Genomic DNA, 16,150 nt, shown 5'->3' with positions numbered 1-16,150 from the left:
TTAATCGGTGGCTACCAGCCGTTTATGCGACTGCACGCTCATCAGCAAACCCAGGCTTAGCCCTAAGGTCAAGAGTGAGGTGCCGCCATAACTGACCAGCGGCAAGGGAATGCCGACCACAGGCAGAATGCCGCTCACCATGCCCATGTTGACGAAGCAATAGGTAAAAAAGGTGGCGGCAATGCTGCCAGCCAATAAGCGGGAAAAAGTACTCTTGGCTTGTGACGCGATGATGAAAGCGCGGCCAATAATAATGGCGAACAGCAGCAATAACAGGCTGCAGCCTACCAGACCAAACTCTTCTGCAAACACGGCAAAAATAAAGTCTGTGGTGCGTTCTGGCACAAAGTCTAACTGTGACTGGGTGCCGTTGAGCCAGCCTTTGCCGGTCATGCCGCCAGAGCCAATGGCAATGGTGGCCTGAATAATGTGATAACCCGCGCCAAGCGGGTCCTGGCTAGGATCGATGAGAATTTCCACCCGACGCCGCTGATAGTCATGCAGCATGGACCATAAAATGGGCAGCGCCGCGCCAAAGGCAATCGCGCTGCCAAAAATAAATTTCCAGCTCAGACCAGCCAGAAAAATCACATAAAAACCGGCGGCAAAGACCAGGGTGGCGGTCCCGAGGTCGGGCTGCTTGGCAATCAGCAAGACCGGCACCAGCAAAATGACCCCGGCGACGACATAGTCCGTGGTGCGTAACAAGGATTCACGTTTTGAAAAATACCAGGACAGCATAATTGGCACCGCCAATTTCATGAGTTCCGAGGGCTGGATTTTGGTCACGCCCAGATTGAGCCAGCGCCTGGCGCCATGGCTAATATCGCCGACCAGCGCTACCGCAATCAACAATGCCAGCCCGAACAAATAGGCGGGCAGGGCAATGCGTTCAATGTGTTGCGGCTGTGTGTTTGCAACCAGAAACATCACGCCCATCATCACCAGGATATTAATCAGCTGTGCATTAACCTTGAGCAGGGACTGCCCAGAGGCGCTATAGAGCACCATAAGCGCAACCACCAGCACCATGAGGACGGTGGCCAGCAAGATGGAGTCAATATGGCGGATAAAATGGCCGATCCACTGTTTAATCATGCTCTTCCTCCTCAACGACTGGGGGTGGGTTCTGTGCTTGTGTTTCGGCGGGCACCGCAGGGGCTGCCACTGCGGGTATTTTGCCCAGCAGGTAATAGTCCATTACTTTGCGTGCAATCGGCCCCGCCGCCGAGCCACCGTGGCCACCGTTTTCCACAATGACGGCCACGGCAATTTTGGGGTCTTCAGCCGGTGCGTAAGCAATAAACCAGGCGTGGTCGCGATGGCGTTCTGCCGTGGCTTTTTCGTTATATTTTTCATTTTGCTTGATACCTACCACTTGCGCCGTACCGGTTTTGGCAGCGATGTCATAGCCTGCATTGGCGCCTACTGACGCGGCTGTGCCTCCCGGGCGTGTCACATCCATCATGCCCAGTTTCACAATCTCCAGATTCTCCGGGCTGAGGTTCAACTGGTCCGCCACTTTATGCGGCAACATCCTGACCTCGTTGGTTTTGGCATTCACAATCGCATTGACCAGATGCGGCTGGATGGCCTTGCCACTATTGGCCAGCGTGGCCGTGGCGTAGGCCAATTGCATGGGCGTGACCAGCGTATACCCCTGACCAATGCCTACAATGACAGTTTCACCCATATACCAGGGCTGTTTGAAGCGTCTTTGCTTCCAGCCTGGCGTCGGCAGCAAGCCCGCCAGCTCGCCCTGGATATCAATATTGGTTTTTTCACCAAAACCAAAATGTCTGACAAAGTCGGTCAGCCGGTCTATGCCAAGCTCGACGGCCAGCCCATAAAAAAACGTATCGCAAGACACGGTAATCGCCTTGCGCATATCGACCGAACCGTGGCCGGATGGTTTCCAGTCGCGGTAGCGGTGATGGCTGTTGGGCAGCATGTAGTAGCCCGGGTCGCTGATGGTAAACGGCGGTTGCCGCTTGCCTGATTCCAGCCCGGCTAGTGCGACAAAGGGCTTGAAGGTGGAGCCAGGCGGGTAAATCCCCTTCAAGGTACGGTTGATCAGCGGTTTATCCAGCGAATTGTTCAACAGGTTCCAGTTATCAAAATCAATGCCATCCACAAACAGGTTGGCATCAAACGACGGCATGCTGGCCATGGCCAGGACTTCCCCTGTTTTGGGTTGGATCGCCACCAGCGCGCCGCGACGTCCGGCAAATTCCTGCTCGGCGATTTCTTGCATTTTGGCGTCCATGGACAGCACCACGTTGTTGCCAGAGGTGGGCGAGGCGCTTGACAGCACGCGCACAGCCCGGCCATCTGCATCAATTTCTACCTGCTGAAAGCCGGTGACGCCATGCAGCTCGGTTTCATAGGCTTGCTCGACGCCCGCCTTGCCAATATGCTCAGTGCCTTTGTAGTTGGAGAGCTGGTTGTTTTCCTTGAGCTGCTTGAGATCGTGTTCATTGATCCGGCTGATATAGCCGATACCATGCGTGCCCAGGGTGCCATAGGGGTAATGGCGAAACAGGCGCGATTTGAGCTCAACGCCAGGAAACCGGAAGCGGTTCACGGCAAACTTGGCGGCTTCGTATTCATTAAGGTGGGTACGGATTGGAATGCTTTCAAACGTATGGCTTTGCGCCCGCAGTTTTTTAAAGCGCTTGAGATCCGTTGGCGAAATCTCGACCAGTTTGCCCAGCTCGGCAATTGTGTCCTGCAAGTCTTCGGTTTTGGAGGGCGTGATTTCCAGCGTATACACAAAAAAGTTATGCGCCAGAATAATGCCGTTGCGGTCAGAAATCAGGCCACGGTTCGGGGTGATGGGGACAATCGAAATCCGGTTGTTTTCTGCCAGTGTTTGATAATAGTCATAGCGAAAGACTTGCAGAAAGTAAAAACGGCCCAGCAGCGCAGAAAACGCTGCCAAAACCAACAGTACCAGAAAAACCAGACGAACCCGGAACTTGTGCTGTTCGTTTTGATGGTTTTTGAGTTCAGTGCTATACCCCATGTGCTTACAATTTCTTCGGGCGGGTCAGTTCGCCAAACCAGATAATCATGAATTGCCACAGTATCAGGTCAGACACGATGGGGAAGGCGTAGGTCCAGTCGGGCAATTCGCCGCCGGCAAACAGCTTGAGCAGCAAAATCAGCCCGCGCTCTACGCCAAACAAAAACAACACATATAAATAGAGCTGCCAGCGATTGAACAGCACCAGCCTGCGTTGATAGATCAGGCCGAGAAAGGCGGTGATTGCAAATGTCAGGGCATGTTGTCCGAGCAGGCTGCCCGTGGATAAGTCCACCAGCAAGCCAGCAAACCACACCCAGCCAATATTGCAGTGGTAGGGGGCTTGCAACAGCCAATACAGCATGATAACCAGCAGAAAATCCGGGCGCACAATAATGCCCGCATTTGACCAGGGGTAAAGTTGAAAAATCAACCCGACCAGCAAGGTGAAAAAGAACGTGCTGAACTTAACCGGTTTCATCGACGCTCCGGTGTGGTTGGTGGAGTGGGCGGCGCCACTGGGTCAGTAGGCACTGCGCTGTCTGGTTGTGCGGTCATTTCGGTGTCTGGCGGCTGTCCGGCATCCAGTACGGGCGGTGTGGTGACCGGGTTGGGGTCAACCAGCGCATTGTTCTTTTGCAAGACATCCACTACGGACTGATCCAGGTGCTGCGCGTTGTTGCGTTGCAACATGGGGCGGCTTTCGGACATCGGATTGGTGGCCGGGGACTCTGGCACTTTGAGGATCAGCACATGTTTGTGGTTATTCACGCCGGCAATCGGGCGGCTGATGATCTTGGCAAACGGCGAATCCTGGCTTTGCTTGATCTGGGTGACGATGGCCACTGCCAAACCGGCGGGATAGACGCCGTCAATGCCCGAGGTTACCAGTTTGTCACCAACCTTGATGTCGACGCTGGTGGGCAGGTAGGGGATGTCCAGCGTGTTGCGTTTGCCCTCCCCAAAGGCAATGGCGCGTAATTGGTTGCGCTCGATCTGAATAGGAATCGACAGTTTTTTATCCGTGATCAGCGTGACTTCGCTGGTGAACGGATACACGCGTGTAATCTGGCCGACCACCCCCTGTTCATCAACCACGGCTTGCCCGGGGGTGATGTGGTGGTGACTGCCGCGGTTCAGCGTGATGATGTTGCTAAATGGGTCGCGCCCCATATGCATGACTTCACCCAGCGTGGCTTCCGGGATAATCGGTGCATCCCCGGCCAGCAATGTGCGTAAATGCGCATTTTCGGCATCGACAGTGGCCAGGCGCTGCAAGGCTGCATGATCGATCAGCGCCTGCTGTTTGAGCTTGAAGTTATCCTGAATCAGCTGGTTATGCGAGGTAAAGTAGGTATTGATGTTGCGCCCCCATTCGTTAGGGGCGCTGGCGATCACTTCAAGCGGGTGCAGGGCGGTACTGAACCATTGCCTTACCTGGCTCAAATAATCAAAGCGTGCATCGACCGCCATCATGACCAAAGACAGCGTACAAAAAAACATCAGGCGCGAGAAAGGCTTGGGCCCCTGGATAAAAAAGGCCGGCGACTCTTGCGGATCAAGCTGTTGGTGGATGCCTTTAAGCATAGTCAGGGTCGCGCCAACTGGGTGCGGATTTATTCGCTAGCGAATACGTTGCCCAGCTTGTCCATTTCCTCAAGTGCGCGGCCACAGCCACGGGCGACACAGGTCAGTGGATCTTCAGCCACGATGACTGGCAAGCCGGTTTCTTCTACCAGCAAACGGTCCAGGTCGCGCAACAAAGCACCACCACCGGTCAACACCATGCCTTTTTCGGCAATGTCTGCGCCCAGCTCTGGCGGCGTTTGTTCAAGTGCGGATTTCACTGCACCGACGATGGCATTCAGTGGTTCAGTCAAGGCTTCAAGAATCTCGTTGCTGGAGATGGTGAATTTGCGTGGCAAGCCTTCAGCCAGGTTGCGGCCAGTCACTTCCATTTCAAGCACTTCAGAGCCCGGGAAGGCGGAGCCGATTTTTTTCTTGATCGCTTCAGCGGTGGGCTCGGAGATTTGCATGCCGTAGTTACGGCGGATGTAGTCAATGATCGCCTGGTCAAACTTGTCACCACCGACGCGCTCGGACTTGGCGTAGACAATGCCGCCCAGTGAAATCACGCCAACTTCAGTCGTGCCGCCACCAATATCGACGACCATGGAGCCGGTGGCTTCCGCCACAGGCATATCGGCACCAATCGCAGCGGCCATCGGTTCTTCAATCAGGAACACCTGTTTAGCACCTGCGCGCTCGGCAGATTCTTTAATGGCACGACGCTCTACCTGGGTGGAGCCCACGGGGACGCAGATGATGATGCGTGGGCTGGGTGAGAACCAGCGAGATTCGTGTACCTTGCGGATAAAGAATTTGAGCATTTGCTCGGTGATGGTGAAGTCGGCGATCACACCGTCTTTCATCGGGCGGATGGCCTGAATGTTGGCTGGCGCGCGGCCCAGCATGCTTTTTGCATCAGAGCCGACTGCCAGCAGTACTTTTTTGCCGTTGGGGCCGCCTTCGGTACGAATCGCCACCACTGAGGGCTCATCCAGCACCACCCCTTTGCCGCGTACGTAAATCAGCGTGTTGGCGGTGCCAAGGTCAATGGCAAGGTCATTGGAGAAGTAGCTGTTGATTGAACCGAACATGTTTTATCCTGTGAAAATTCTGACTTTGGTGCTGCCCGCTGGGTGCGGCATAAAATCAAGGTATAATAGCGCAAAACGCACATGAAATTAAGATGTGTTTTCAAAATCTTATAGACAATTAACCACACATGGCACTGAATCTAGATGATATCAAGCGTATCGCGCACCTGGCCCGCATCGAGGTCAGCGACAGTGAAGCGCAAGAAACCCTAAGCAAACTTTCCGGTATTCTGGGGCTGATTGAGCAAATGCAGGCGGTGGACACCACCGGCATCACCCCCATGTCGCACTCGCAAGACGTGACACAGCGTCTGCGTGAGGACGTGGTGACTAAAACCAACCAGCGCGAACTGTTTCAATCCATTGCACCAGCCACGCAAGATGGCTTATACCTGGTGCCCAAAGTCATTGAATAAGCGCTTGCCAGCCCCTGCTTTGACGGTTCATTTTTACGGTTTCCATTATGATAAACAGTAGTTTAAAACAGCTGGGCCAGCAGTTGGCCAGCAAACAAGTTTCCAGCGTGGAGTTAACGCAGGCCTATTTGCAACGCATGGCCAAACTCAACCCCAGCATCAATGCCTATGTCACCATAGACGAACAAAAAACCCTGGCGCAGGCGCAAGCGGCAGATGCCCGCATCGCCGCCGGTACAGCCGGCCCGCTCACTGGCATCCCCATCGCGCAAAAAGATATTTTTTGTGCCCAGGGCTGGCGCACTACCTGTAGCTCCAAAATGCTGGAAAACTTCATTGCCCCCTATGACGCGCATGTGATCAGCCAGTTTGATGCGGCCGGTGCGGTCAATCTGGGCAAAACCAATATGGACGAGTTCGCCATGGGTTCCTCCAACGAAACCAGTTATTTTGGCGGCGTCAAAAATCCATGGGACTTTGATCGTGTGCCTGGCGGTAGCTCTGGCGGTTCCGCGGCGGCTGTGGCCGCCCGCTTATGTGCAGCGGCCACCGGGACGGATACCGGCGGTTCCATCCGCCAACCCGCTTCATTGTGCGGCTTTACTGGCCTGAAGCCAACTTATGGCCTGGTCTCCCGTTACGGCATGATCGCGTTTGCTTCCTCGCTGGATCAGGCAGGGCCCATGGCCAAGTCGGCCGAAGATTGTGCGCTCATGCTCAATGTCATGGCCGGGTTTGACGAGCGTGACTCCACCAGCGTGCAGCGCGAGCAAGAAGATTACACCCGTGGCTTGAGCGCCATGCAAGGCACGCAGCCACTCAAAGGCTTGCGGATTGGCCTGCCCAAAGAATATTTTGCCGAAGGCTTGAATGCTGACGTGGCTAAAGTGATTGAAACGGCGATTGCAGAATACAAAAAGCTGGGTGCAGAGATTGTCGAGATCAGCTTGCCAAACAACAATCTGTCGATTCCGGTGTATTACGTGCTCGCTCCAGCCGAGGCATCGAGCAATCTGTCACGCTATGACGGCGTCCGTTATGGTCACCGTGCGGCGGAATACAATGACCTGCTCGACATGTACATGAAGTCGCGCGCAGAAGGTTTTGGTGCCGAGGTCAAGCGCCGTATCCTGATTGGTACCTATGTGCTCAGTGCTGGTTATTACGATGCCTACTACCTCAAGGCCCAGCAAATCCGTCGCCTGATTGCCCAGGACTTTGTGGAAGCCTTCAAGCAGTGTGATGTAATCATGGGCCCGGCCGCGCCTTCAACAGCCTTTAAAGCCGGTGAAAAAACCAGCGACCCCGTCGCCATGTATCTCGAAGACTTATACACCATTGCCGTGAACCTGGCGGGCTTGCCAGGCATGAGCATCCCGGCCGGGTTTACCACCAGCAGTGAGGGCAAGGCTTTGCCGGTTGGTTTGCAGATTATTGGCAATTATTTTGATGAGGCGCGCATGCTCAATGTTGGCCATGCCTATCAACAAGTCACAGACTGGCATACACGCATGCCAGCCGGTTTGGAGAACATCTAACATGCAGTGGGAAGTCGTGATCGGGTTGGAAACCCACGTACAGTTACAAACTAATTCCAAACAGTTTAGCGGGGCCTCCACCACTTATGGGGCGGCGCCAAATACGCAAGCCTGTGAGGTGAGTATTGCGCTGCCAGGGGTGTTGCCTGTGCTCAACAAAAAAGCCGTGGAATGCGCGATCAAGTTTGGCCTGGCGATTGATGCCGAAATGGCGCCGCGCAGCGTATTCTCGCGTAAAAATTACTTTTATCCCGATTTGCCCAAGGGCTACCAGATCAGCCAGTTTGAGCTGCCGGTAGTGGGTAAAGGTCAGCTGACCATTCAGGTCCCAGCCGGCAAAAATACCGAAGCCTATGAGAAGGTGATCAATATCACGCGTGCGCACCTTGAAGAAGATGCTGGTAAATCTGTGCACGGTGCCGTCGAAGGCATGTCCGGCATAGACTTGAACCGTGCGGGGACGCCCTTGCTGGAAATCGTGACTGAACCCGATATGCGCAGTGCCGCCGAAGCGGTCGCTTATGCCAAGAAGTTACATGAACTGGTGCAGTGGATAGGCATTTGCGACGGCAATATGCAGGAAGGATCTTTCCGTTGCGACGTCAACGTCTCGGTGCGCCCCAAGGGAACTGAAAAGTTCGGTACCCGCCGCGAGATCAAAAACCTGAACTCGTTCAAGTTCATGCAGCAAGCCATTGAGTATGAGACCCAGTGGCAAATCGAAACGCTGGAGGATGGCGGCACCATCCAGCAAGCAACTGTCCTGTTTAACCCGGACACCGGTGAAACGCGTGCCATGCGTACCAAGGAAGAAGCCAATGATTATCGCTATTTCCCTGACCCGGACCTGCTGCCGCTGGAAGTGACTGAGGCCGATAAAGCACGCGTGCGTGCCGAGATGCCAGAGTTGCCACAAGCCTTGCAGGCGCGGTTGGTGAGCGAGTACCAACTCTCTGCTTATGATGCCAGCACATTGACGGCTTCACGCAGCATGGCTGATTATTTTATGGTCACGGTACAAGCAGGTGCTGAGCCTAAACAGGCGGCTAACTGGGTGATGGGCGCGCTTTCTGCCAAGCTCAATGCGGAAGAAAAAACGATTGCTGACAGTCCCGTCTCTGCCCAGCAGTTGGCTGCCTTGCTCAAGCGTATTGCAGACAATACGATTTCCAACAACGCTGCCAAACAGGTGTTTGAAGGCTTGTGGGCAGGCGAGGGTGAAGTAGATGCCATTATCGAAGCCAAAGGACTCAAGCAAGTGTCTGATACAGGCGCGATTGAAGCCATCATCAAAGAGGTGCTGGCGGCGAACCAGGCCATGGTCGATGAGTACAAATCTGGCAAGGAGAAAGCCTTTAATGCGCTGGTAGGCCAGTGTATGAAAGCCTCTAAAGGCAAGGCGAATCCGGCGCAGGTCAATGAGCTACTTAAGAAGATGTTGGGCTAGTCCCTTAATTGGCAGTTGGATAAAAAAAACAAACCCCGCTTTTGGCGGGGTTTGTTTTTTTGACACGACTCTCTAAGCTTGGTGGCTCAGGATTACTTGCAATGCTCTTTGTCGTGATGGTCTTTGCAATGCTCATCTGCAAAAGAAACATTTGAGAATACGGCCATCATTACCAATACTAAAGCTGCGAATTTTTTCATTCTGATCTCCTGTTAGCATTTCAAGTGTAAAGTCATTTGCTGCCTGCGCATGACGACCGTCACACGCATAAATAGTTATCGGCAGGCAAGCATCAAACTAAAACTGGATAAACCCGGGTTAGAGACCTCAGTTCATCTATTCGCTATTGGCCCAAGGCATGGCAAATCAGCTGCCATGAAATGGTCATAAAGCCGATGGTCGTGAGCACGAAGCTGATAGCAGAATAAACTTTCCATTTGGTTTTGTTCCAGAAGTCGGGATCAAATGCGGCAATCACAAACACGGTCGGGTTGGTAAAGCCGCCGATAGCCACGCACGCACAGGCAAAATAATGCAACTCTATGCCTGCGGCCTTAGCTGCGCCATAAAATCCCAGTCCAAACAGGGCCATAAGGGCGTAGTCGACATGGGCGCGTATCATGGTTTTATAGTCCACCAAAAACTCGCCATCTATACCCTTGATCGGAAACCAGCGGGCAAAAGTCATCAGCCATGCAGACAAAATCAACGCAGTGATACAAGCCACTGCACCTATTAATAACACGTTCATATTTTCTCTCCTGAGCCTATTAAAAAATTAACCCGTGATGTTTTTTGTGTCGGGCAGGTGAATTGTAGACAGGTCTGTCTACTTGTCAAGCGCAGGCAGACGCAAAACTTTGTTTTACTTGCGTTATCAGGCGTTTTCCCGCACAATTCGTCCGTTGCTAGGGGTCTGTAAATACTTCATTTTGTGAGGTTTTTGCAGTGAGAGTTACCCTTCGAACCTGATGCGGGTCATACCGCCGTAGGGAATGCAAGTCTTCGCATCCTTACGTCTTTTCTTTTAAGGATGCCTAATGAACGCTATTGATAAGAACATCAAATTCGTCAACGCGGATGCCAAAGTTGACGAAGCTGCTACCAAACCGTTTGCCAAATCGCGCAAAATTTACGTTGAAGGTTCACGCCCTGATATCCGTGTGCCATTTCGTGAAATTTCACTGAGTGATACCCCTTCCAGCTTTGGTGGGGATACCAATCCACCTGTGGTTGTGTATGACACTTCCGGCCCTTACACTGACCCGAATGTAGAGATCGATATCCGTAACGGTCTGCCAGCCTTGCGTGCGCAATGGATTATGGAGCGGGGTGATGTAGAGCAGCTGGATGGCCCGACGTCTGAATTCGGTCATCAGCGCCTGGTCGATCCAGAATTGTCACAAATGCGCTTTAACCTGCATCGCAAACCGCTGCGTGCCAAAGCGGGTAAAAATGTTAGCCAGATGCATTATGCGCGACAAGGCATCATCACACCCGAGATGGAGTTTATCGCCATCCGTGAAAACCAGCGCCGTGAAAACATGAGCGAGCTGTTGCAAACGCAACACCCTGGCCAGAACTACGGTGCCAGTATTCCCCCTGTCATCACGCCAGAATTTGTGCGTGACGAAGTGGCGCGTGGCCGTGCCATTATCCCTGCCAACATCAACCACCCGGAAATCGAACCGATGATTATTGGCCGTAACTTTTTGGTCAAAATCAATGCCAATATCGGTAACTCGGCGCTGGGTTCTTCCATCTCTGAGGAAGTGGAAAAAATGGTATGGGGCACCCGTTGGGGTGGCGATACCGTGATGGATCTGTCCACTGGTAAAAACATCCATGAAACCCGTGAGTGGATTATCCGTAACTCACCCGTGCCGATTGGTACTGTGCCTATCTACCAGGCGCTGGAAAAAGTGAACGGCAAGGCTGAAGACCTGACCTGGGAAATCTTCCGCGACACGCTGATTGAACAGGCAGAGCAGGGCGTAGACTATTTTACGATTCACGCTGGTGTGCGCCTCGCGTACATTCCAATGACCGCCAAACGCATGACCGGTATCGTGTCACGTGGCGGCTCTATCATGGCCAAATGGTGTCTGGCGCATCATAAAGAGTCTTTTCTGTATACGCACTTTGAAGAAATCTGCGAGATCATGAAGCAGTATGACGTGTCATTCTCGCTGGGTGACGGCTTGCGTCCAGGCTCTATCTACGATGCCAATGATGAAGCGCAATTTGCCGAGCTGAAGACCTTGGGTGAGTTGACCCAGATCGCCTGGAAGCACGACGTGCAGTGCATGATCGAAGGCCCGGGTCATGTGCCTATGCACCTGATCAAGGAAAACATGGACCTGCAACTGGAGCACTGTGGCGAAGCCCCGTTCTACACGCTGGGCCCATTGACCACCGACATTGCGCCTGGCTATGACCACATCACTTCCGGTATCGGTGCGGCCATGATCGGCTGGTATGGCTGCGCCATGCTGTGCTATGTCACCCCGAAAGAGCATCTGGGCTTGCCGGACAAGGAAGACGTCCGCGTAGGTATCATTACCTACAAGATTGCGGCGCATGCCGCTGACCTGGCAAAAGGCCATCCTGGCGCACAGATCCGGGACAATGCCTTGTCCAAGGCGCGTTTCGAATTCCGCTGGGAAGACCAGTTTAACCTCGGGCTTGATCCTGAAAAAGCCAAGGAATTCCACGATGAAACCTTGCCGCAAGAAGGTGCCAAACAGGCACACTTCTGCTCCATGTGCGGCCCGCACTTCTGTTCAATGAAAATTACACAGGATGTGCGCGACTACGCCGATAAACTGGGGGTGGATGAACAGGTGGCGCTGGAAAAAGGCATGCAGGAAAAAGCCATCGAGTTTGTGAAAAAAGGCGCTGAGGTTTATCAAAAAGTGTAATTTTTTGGTGCCTTAAGCTTTTAAAAACCGGCCTCGTGCCGGTTTTTTTATGGCCAGCAATCTTGTCATTTAGTCCACAAAATGACTGTTTTTTGCGCCATGTCGCCATGGTCAAACGCGCTATAGTTTGCCATCACAATCGCGGTCAGGAGACTGCACATGCCAGACAATCTGCACACCAGTATCGTCAGGGATTTTCGGCAAACTTTGCTGTGGCCCGTGCAATTGATGACTGATCATCTTGTCCCCGGCGCCGTAGATGCGCCCTGGGAAACGCTCAAGGCCATCAAGGATTCGCCCTGGGTAGAAATTGAGGATGATTTTTTACACAGCGCCCCGCACTTAAGTGAAACGCGCTATCAAGAGTTCGTCACCTTTATGCCTTTTGCCCAGCGTTTTTTATATGGCGAGGGCAAGCATGGCCATGCAGCTGGCGGCTATGGCGAATCGCCACTGCATATATTTAGCCGTCAGGATATCCGTGCCGTCCGTATCACCTTGCCAGAGCATGCGACCCCGCTCACTTTGCGCGTCGCGCATATCGAGCTGTATTTCTTTTTTGATATTGATGTTGCCATGCTGGCGCTTGAAGTCACTGCCAGCGATCTCGAGCTCAATGACGCCATGGAAATCCTCTACCGTCTGGGCCGCACCTATCCCAATTACTGGGATGATACCGGCGAGGGCGGGCATTGCGCAAAACGCGTGGAGTGGCTGGATCAGTACGGCCAAGTGATTGCCGCCTCTGATTATGAAGACAAGGCCCGCTACCTGGCCTTTGTGAAAGAGAATCACGTACCTTGTGTCTCATTGCACTGGTCAGCACTGATGTCGCCGCTCGTGCAACATTACTCTGGCCAGGGCGGCGATTTGCGGTACCGTGAAATTGAATATCAGCGCATGCCCTTGATGGCTTATCTGGCGTTTGACGACGTGAGCACCTTGTCGCGCGGAGACTTGATCCGGCTGGGTCTGGTTTGCCAGCCCTGGCATTCAGATACCTTGCCGTTTAGTGAACAGTTTTTGCAAGACTTTGAGCAACAGCATTGCTATGACCGCTACTGGGATGAGGTCCGCCAAGACCCCTGGAGCACCACGCGCATAATGTGTACCGGCCAGAATTTTGTCGTGGTAGGCAGTCATCAGCACCGCGTGTTCAGCAATGACAAAAACGGCATCAAGCGCCATTACCAAAACCAGTATTTTCTATTGTTCTTAATCGCCCATTTTCAAAAAGCGGCCTTGCTGATGCTGTCAGACCGCATGGTGCAAGCCATCAGCCGCCTGAATATGCAGAGTGAGGACTCGGTCAAATCTTTCCGCAACAATATCCGGCATGTCACGGCCGTGTTTCTGCGCTTTACACACCGCTACTGGTTTGAAAATGTGTCTGATCAGGCCGTCGCCAAAGACCTGTTTGCCTTGATGCTCAAGCAACTTGATTCGGTCAGCCTGTTTGAGAAAACTCGCCGCCGCATTATGGATATGGCCGAATATCTGGAAGGCGAAGAAATCAAGCGGCAGGCGGATACGGTCGTCCGCCTTACCGTGGTCACTATTCTGGGCCTCATCGGCACCATGACCAGTGGCTTGCTGGGTATGAATTTAATCGACCTGACCCAAACCAGTCTGCTGGAGAAGCTGGCATATTTTGGTATCGTCTTTGTGCCTGTCAGCCTGCTTACTTTTTATACTGTGATTAAATCGCGTCGGCTGTCATTATTTCTGGATGCGCTTTCTAATGAGAGCACAGGCATGCGCTATAAATTATCAAAACTGGCCCGTGTATGGAGCGGTCAATTAGAGGACCGTTAGTGATTCTGTTGGCGTGAGCCTGTTTCAGCCATACAGGTGTTAAAAAGTGAATCTTCAACGCATTCTTCTATCCATCAATATATTGATGACAATATGGATAGGAGAACACGATGAGACGCAGACTCTATTTTGTTTTACCCAATCTTCACAGTGCTCAGGCCGTGATGAATGAATTACTGCTTGATCGTATTGATGAAAATCACATCCATTTTCATGCCCGGCATGAACATTTGCTAGAGCAATTACCAAAAGCCGGTGCCGTAGAAAAATCCGATGTTCTTTATAGTGCGATGGCCGGGTTTGTCTTTGGCGCAATCGTTGGCTTGTTAAGCGGCTTACTCGCCTGCTTTTTCCCATGGTGGTTTGGCGAAGTTGCTTTCACTGTGATTCCGTATTGCATGGTCATTGGAGCACTCGCCTGTGCTGCGTGGGCAGCGGCCATCGCGACTGCGGCGCCCGGGTATCGCTTGCGTGCCCACAGTCAACAGCTGGAGCAAGGCAATATCCTCATGGTTGTATCCGTCCCATTGCGCAGGTTACGCGAGATCAGGCAGCGCCTGATGCTACGCCATCCTGAAGCCTTGTATGGCGGTGTTTGGCCCGCCGAGCATCGCTTGTTTCCTTGAGCATACCTCTGGTTTGCTGGCATTCACCTGGCGAGCAATCTCAGCGCATTGGTTGGCTAGGCACTTACTTTCAATAGCCATCTAAATAATGATGTATGCCGTTAGGTATATACCAAACTACGTATATCGAGAGATTCTTTCTTGTCTGCTGGCTGGCAAAATGCAAACCATCGTGATTGAGCAAACATGTAAACGAGAAGACATGAATCACATTAACCGTATAAGGAGACACATGATGCGTAAATTTATTTCTGTGGGTTTTATGGTTTCAAGTTTGTTCGTGGCCTCAACGGCCGTGGCATTTGAAGGTGAGAAAAATATTCAACAAACCGCGCATACACAGCATTTTTTAAGCAAACGGCCTTATGCCACACCTGCCGTGGTGGCTAGCGCAGCGGCTGATCAAGCCTGGGTAGGTGCGACTTTGGTTGTAAATCCTGCATCCGCACAAGCGCAGCAAGTGATGAAAATGCATCAATTGTCCAAACGTGCGTTTTAGTCAGGTAGTTGTCAGGTAACTATGCCACCATAAACCTGACCGTTACTCACCCTAACGGTAAAAACTATTAAAGAATGAGCGATTTAAGGAGCGTAAAATGAGTAAATTGTTATTAGCAGTACTGGTAACATTTGGCTTCATGGCGAATGTTCAAGCAGGCGATACCTCTGACGCTGAGAGTGGTGTACACAATCTGCATCAGAACCACTTCCTCGGCAAGCGGCCTTACAGTAAAGCCCCGCAGGCAAAACAGCAAAGCCCAGAAGATAAATGGGAAGGCACAGGCTTGATCACAGATAACCCGGATAAAGGCCTGGACAAGCACCAGCAAATGCGCCTGAACTTTATTGGCAAGCGCCCTTACATGGGCTCACCGGCAGACTGAATTTAATTGAGTGCTGTTGAGCGCCGGCTGTGCCGGTGCAACAAAAACCCTTCATGTGATCCATGGAGGGTTTTGTTTTTGAGCCTGTGCTCGACAGTTTCCAAGGCGGAAGAAGGATGCTAGGCCTTGAGGATGACGGGAGAGAGCTCAAAACTCCCGTTGTCATGACTCACTAATAATTGCTGATCTTGTATGGTGACGCTCATGCTCAGGCTGCGTGAGGCAGCGGCTGTGAGTGCCTGGGTTTCCGGCAGGTTAAGCACCGTGACATTATCCAGTTTAAGCATGGCTTTTTGGTGTTGCTCCCACCACATCTCTGCACTTCTGCCACCATAAAGCACTTGCACCACTTGCTTGGCTTTTCCGCAGGCTTTGCGAATCTCACGCTCGTCAGGCAGGCCGACGCCTATCCAGCGTTCTATTGCCCCGGTAAGGTCTTTTTGCCAGAGATCCGGCTCATCGTCGTCACTCAGGCCTTTGCCAAATTGCAAGGCTTCATCCGCATAGAGCACAAACGCCAGCAGTCTGACCATCAGTCGCTCTTCTGTTTCCGAGGGGTGCTTGGCCAAGGTCAGCATATGCGTCTGATAGTAATGCCTGTCCATATCCGCAATATTGAGATTGATTTTATAAATGGTGGATTTGAGAGCCATGGCGACTGCCTGCGATTAAAAAGTGCAGCGAGTATAACAAACTAAACTATCCTCTTAAGCGCTTTGTAGCCAGCCAGATACAACAAACTGCTTGCGCTTTTTTAGAATCTTCATAAAATTGAAAATAAAACGTTTTATTTTTATTTTATGGATACGCAGGACGAC

The 16,150-nt window shown here is 52.3% G+C and carries 15 protein-coding genes and 1 riboswitch; of the genes, 8 read left to right on the top strand and 7 right to left on the bottom strand.

The window, feature by feature from the left end; translation table 11 throughout:
- Genes rodA through Q9292_RS02705 form a run of 5 tightly spaced genes read right to left on the bottom strand, consistent with a single transcriptional unit; the run spans position 1 to position 5,685 of the window.
- Positions 1–1,098 (bottom strand): rod shape-determining protein RodA, encoded by a 1,098-nt coding sequence (gene rodA, locus Q9292_RS02725; protein ID WP_194749041.1) that lies wholly within the window; start codon positions 1,096–1,098, stop codon positions 1–3.
- Positions 1,091–3,025 (bottom strand): penicillin-binding protein 2, encoded by a 1,935-nt coding sequence (mrdA, locus tag Q9292_RS02720; RefSeq protein ID WP_275357360.1) that lies wholly within the window; start codon positions 3,023–3,025, stop codon positions 1,091–1,093. The genes rodA and mrdA overlap by 8 nt, the downstream gene beginning before the upstream one ends.
- A gap of 4 nt (positions 3,026–3,029) precedes the next feature.
- Complete coding sequence (gene mreD, locus Q9292_RS02715) at positions 3,030–3,506, bottom strand: rod shape-determining protein MreD (protein WP_194749038.1); 477 nt, start codon at positions 3,504–3,506, stop codon at positions 3,030–3,032.
- A complete protein-coding gene (gene mreC, locus Q9292_RS02710; protein ID WP_313984473.1) occupies positions 3,503–4,612 on the bottom strand; it encodes a rod shape-determining protein MreC in 1,110 nt (369 codons plus the stop codon). The genes mreD and mreC overlap by 4 nt, the downstream gene beginning before the upstream one ends.
- A gap of 29 nt (positions 4,613–4,641) precedes the next feature.
- The gene (locus Q9292_RS02705; RefSeq protein ID WP_194749035.1) at positions 4,642–5,685 is read right to left on the bottom strand and encodes a rod shape-determining protein; all 1,044 of its coding nucleotides are present in this window, start codon (positions 5,683–5,685) and stop codon (positions 4,642–4,644) included.
- Positions 5,686–5,813: 128 nt separating this feature from the next.
- Between Q9292_RS02705 and gatC the strand changes: the two genes are divergently transcribed.
- From gatC to gatB, 3 genes are read left to right on the top strand one after another with little or no spacing between them, the layout of a single operon-like run.
- Positions 5,814–6,101, top strand: a complete 288-nt coding sequence (gene gatC / locus Q9292_RS02700; RefSeq protein ID WP_194749033.1) for an Asp-tRNA(Asn)/Glu-tRNA(Gln) amidotransferase subunit GatC — start codon at positions 5,814–5,816, stop codon at positions 6,099–6,101.
- A gap of 47 nt (positions 6,102–6,148) precedes the next feature.
- Positions 6,149–7,639 (top strand): Asp-tRNA(Asn)/Glu-tRNA(Gln) amidotransferase subunit GatA, encoded by a 1,491-nt coding sequence (gene gatA / locus Q9292_RS02695; RefSeq protein ID WP_275357356.1) that lies wholly within the window; start codon positions 6,149–6,151, stop codon positions 7,637–7,639.
- A gap of 1 nt (position 7,640) precedes the next feature.
- Positions 7,641–9,086: an Asp-tRNA(Asn)/Glu-tRNA(Gln) amidotransferase subunit GatB gene (gene gatB, locus Q9292_RS02690; protein ID WP_313984467.1), complete on the top strand. Its 1,446-nt coding sequence runs from the start codon at positions 7,641–7,643 to the stop codon at positions 9,084–9,086.
- Between the two features lie 343 nt (positions 9,087–9,429).
- Here the strand turns inward: gatB and Q9292_RS02685 are convergent, their stop codons facing one another.
- Positions 9,430–9,837 carry a hypothetical protein gene (locus Q9292_RS02685; RefSeq protein WP_313984464.1) on the bottom strand — a complete coding sequence of 136 codons (408 nt, stop codon included), beginning with the start codon at positions 9,835–9,837 and terminating at the stop codon, positions 9,430–9,432.
- A 149-nt stretch (positions 9,838–9,986) separates the two neighbouring features.
- A riboswitch (TPP riboswitch) is annotated at positions 9,987–10,099 on the top strand.
- A 27-nt stretch (positions 10,100–10,126) separates the two neighbouring features.
- On the opposite strand from Q9292_RS02685, the gene thiC reads away from it, so the two are divergent.
- From thiC to Q9292_RS02660, 5 genes are all read left to right on the top strand, one after another.
- Positions 10,127–12,007 (top strand): phosphomethylpyrimidine synthase ThiC, encoded by a 1,881-nt coding sequence (thiC, locus tag Q9292_RS02680; protein WP_228518868.1) that lies wholly within the window; start codon positions 10,127–10,129, stop codon positions 12,005–12,007.
- Between the two features lie 159 nt (positions 12,008–12,166).
- Positions 12,167–13,822, top strand: a complete 1,656-nt coding sequence (locus Q9292_RS02675) for a hypothetical protein (protein WP_313984461.1) — start codon at positions 12,167–12,169, stop codon at positions 13,820–13,822.
- 110 nt (positions 13,823–13,932) lie between these two features.
- On the top strand, positions 13,933–14,448 hold the full coding sequence (locus Q9292_RS02670; protein WP_313984458.1) for a hypothetical protein: 516 nt from the start codon (positions 13,933–13,935) through the stop codon (positions 14,446–14,448).
- A gap of 232 nt (positions 14,449–14,680) precedes the next feature.
- The gene (locus Q9292_RS02665) at positions 14,681–14,947 is read left to right on the top strand and encodes a hypothetical protein (RefSeq protein ID WP_313984455.1); all 267 of its coding nucleotides are present in this window, start codon (positions 14,681–14,683) and stop codon (positions 14,945–14,947) included.
- A gap of 97 nt (positions 14,948–15,044) precedes the next feature.
- Positions 15,045–15,332: a hypothetical protein gene (locus Q9292_RS02660; protein ID WP_194749024.1), complete on the top strand. Its 288-nt coding sequence runs from the start codon at positions 15,045–15,047 to the stop codon at positions 15,330–15,332.
- A gap of 119 nt (positions 15,333–15,451) precedes the next feature.
- On the opposite strand, the gene Q9292_RS02655 is transcribed toward Q9292_RS02660, so the two are convergent.
- Complete coding sequence (locus Q9292_RS02655) at positions 15,452–15,985, bottom strand: YaeQ family protein (protein WP_313984451.1); 534 nt, start codon at positions 15,983–15,985, stop codon at positions 15,452–15,454.
- Positions 15,986–16,150: the final 165 nt, after the last annotated feature.

Origin of the sequence: Methylophilus sp. VKM B-3414 (assembly GCF_032248435.1) — a bacterium.
GTDB classification, from domain to species: Bacteria; Pseudomonadota; Gammaproteobacteria; order Burkholderiales; family Methylophilaceae; genus Methylophilus; species Methylophilus glucosoxydans.
This window is presented reverse-complemented; position numbering and strand designations above follow the sequence as displayed.

Coding starts and splice junctions, on each gene's coding strand:
- rodA (WP_194749041.1), bottom strand. CDS start 1,098: ATGATTAAACAGTGGATCGGCCATTTTATCCGCCATATTGACTCCATC.
- mrdA (WP_275357360.1), bottom strand. CDS start 3,025: ATGGGGTATAGCACTGAACTCAAAAACCATCAAAACGAACAGCACAAG.
- mreD (WP_194749038.1), bottom strand. CDS start 3,506: ATGAAACCGGTTAAGTTCAGCACGTTCTTTTTCACCTTGCTGGTCGGG.
- mreC (WP_313984473.1), bottom strand. CDS start 4,612: ATGCTTAAAGGCATCCACCAACAGCTTGATCCGCAAGAGTCGCCGGCC.
- Q9292_RS02705 (WP_194749035.1), bottom strand. CDS start 5,685: ATGTTCGGTTCAATCAACAGCTACTTCTCCAATGACCTTGCCATTGAC.
- gatC (WP_194749033.1), top strand. CDS start 5,814: ATGGCACTGAATCTAGATGATATCAAGCGTATCGCGCACCTGGCCCGC.
- gatA (WP_275357356.1), top strand. CDS start 6,149: ATGATAAACAGTAGTTTAAAACAGCTGGGCCAGCAGTTGGCCAGCAAA.
- gatB (WP_313984467.1), top strand. CDS start 7,641: ATGCAGTGGGAAGTCGTGATCGGGTTGGAAACCCACGTACAGTTACAA.
- Q9292_RS02685 (WP_313984464.1), bottom strand. CDS start 9,837: ATGAACGTGTTATTAATAGGTGCAGTGGCTTGTATCACTGCGTTGATT.
- thiC (WP_228518868.1), top strand. CDS start 10,127: ATGAACGCTATTGATAAGAACATCAAATTCGTCAACGCGGATGCCAAA.
- Q9292_RS02675 (WP_313984461.1), top strand. CDS start 12,167: ATGCCAGACAATCTGCACACCAGTATCGTCAGGGATTTTCGGCAAACT.
- Q9292_RS02670 (WP_313984458.1), top strand. CDS start 13,933: ATGAGACGCAGACTCTATTTTGTTTTACCCAATCTTCACAGTGCTCAG.
- Q9292_RS02665 (WP_313984455.1), top strand. CDS start 14,681: ATGATGCGTAAATTTATTTCTGTGGGTTTTATGGTTTCAAGTTTGTTC.
- Q9292_RS02660 (WP_194749024.1), top strand. CDS start 15,045: ATGAGTAAATTGTTATTAGCAGTACTGGTAACATTTGGCTTCATGGCG.
- Q9292_RS02655 (WP_313984451.1), bottom strand. CDS start 15,985: ATGGCTCTCAAATCCACCATTTATAAAATCAATCTCAATATTGCGGAT.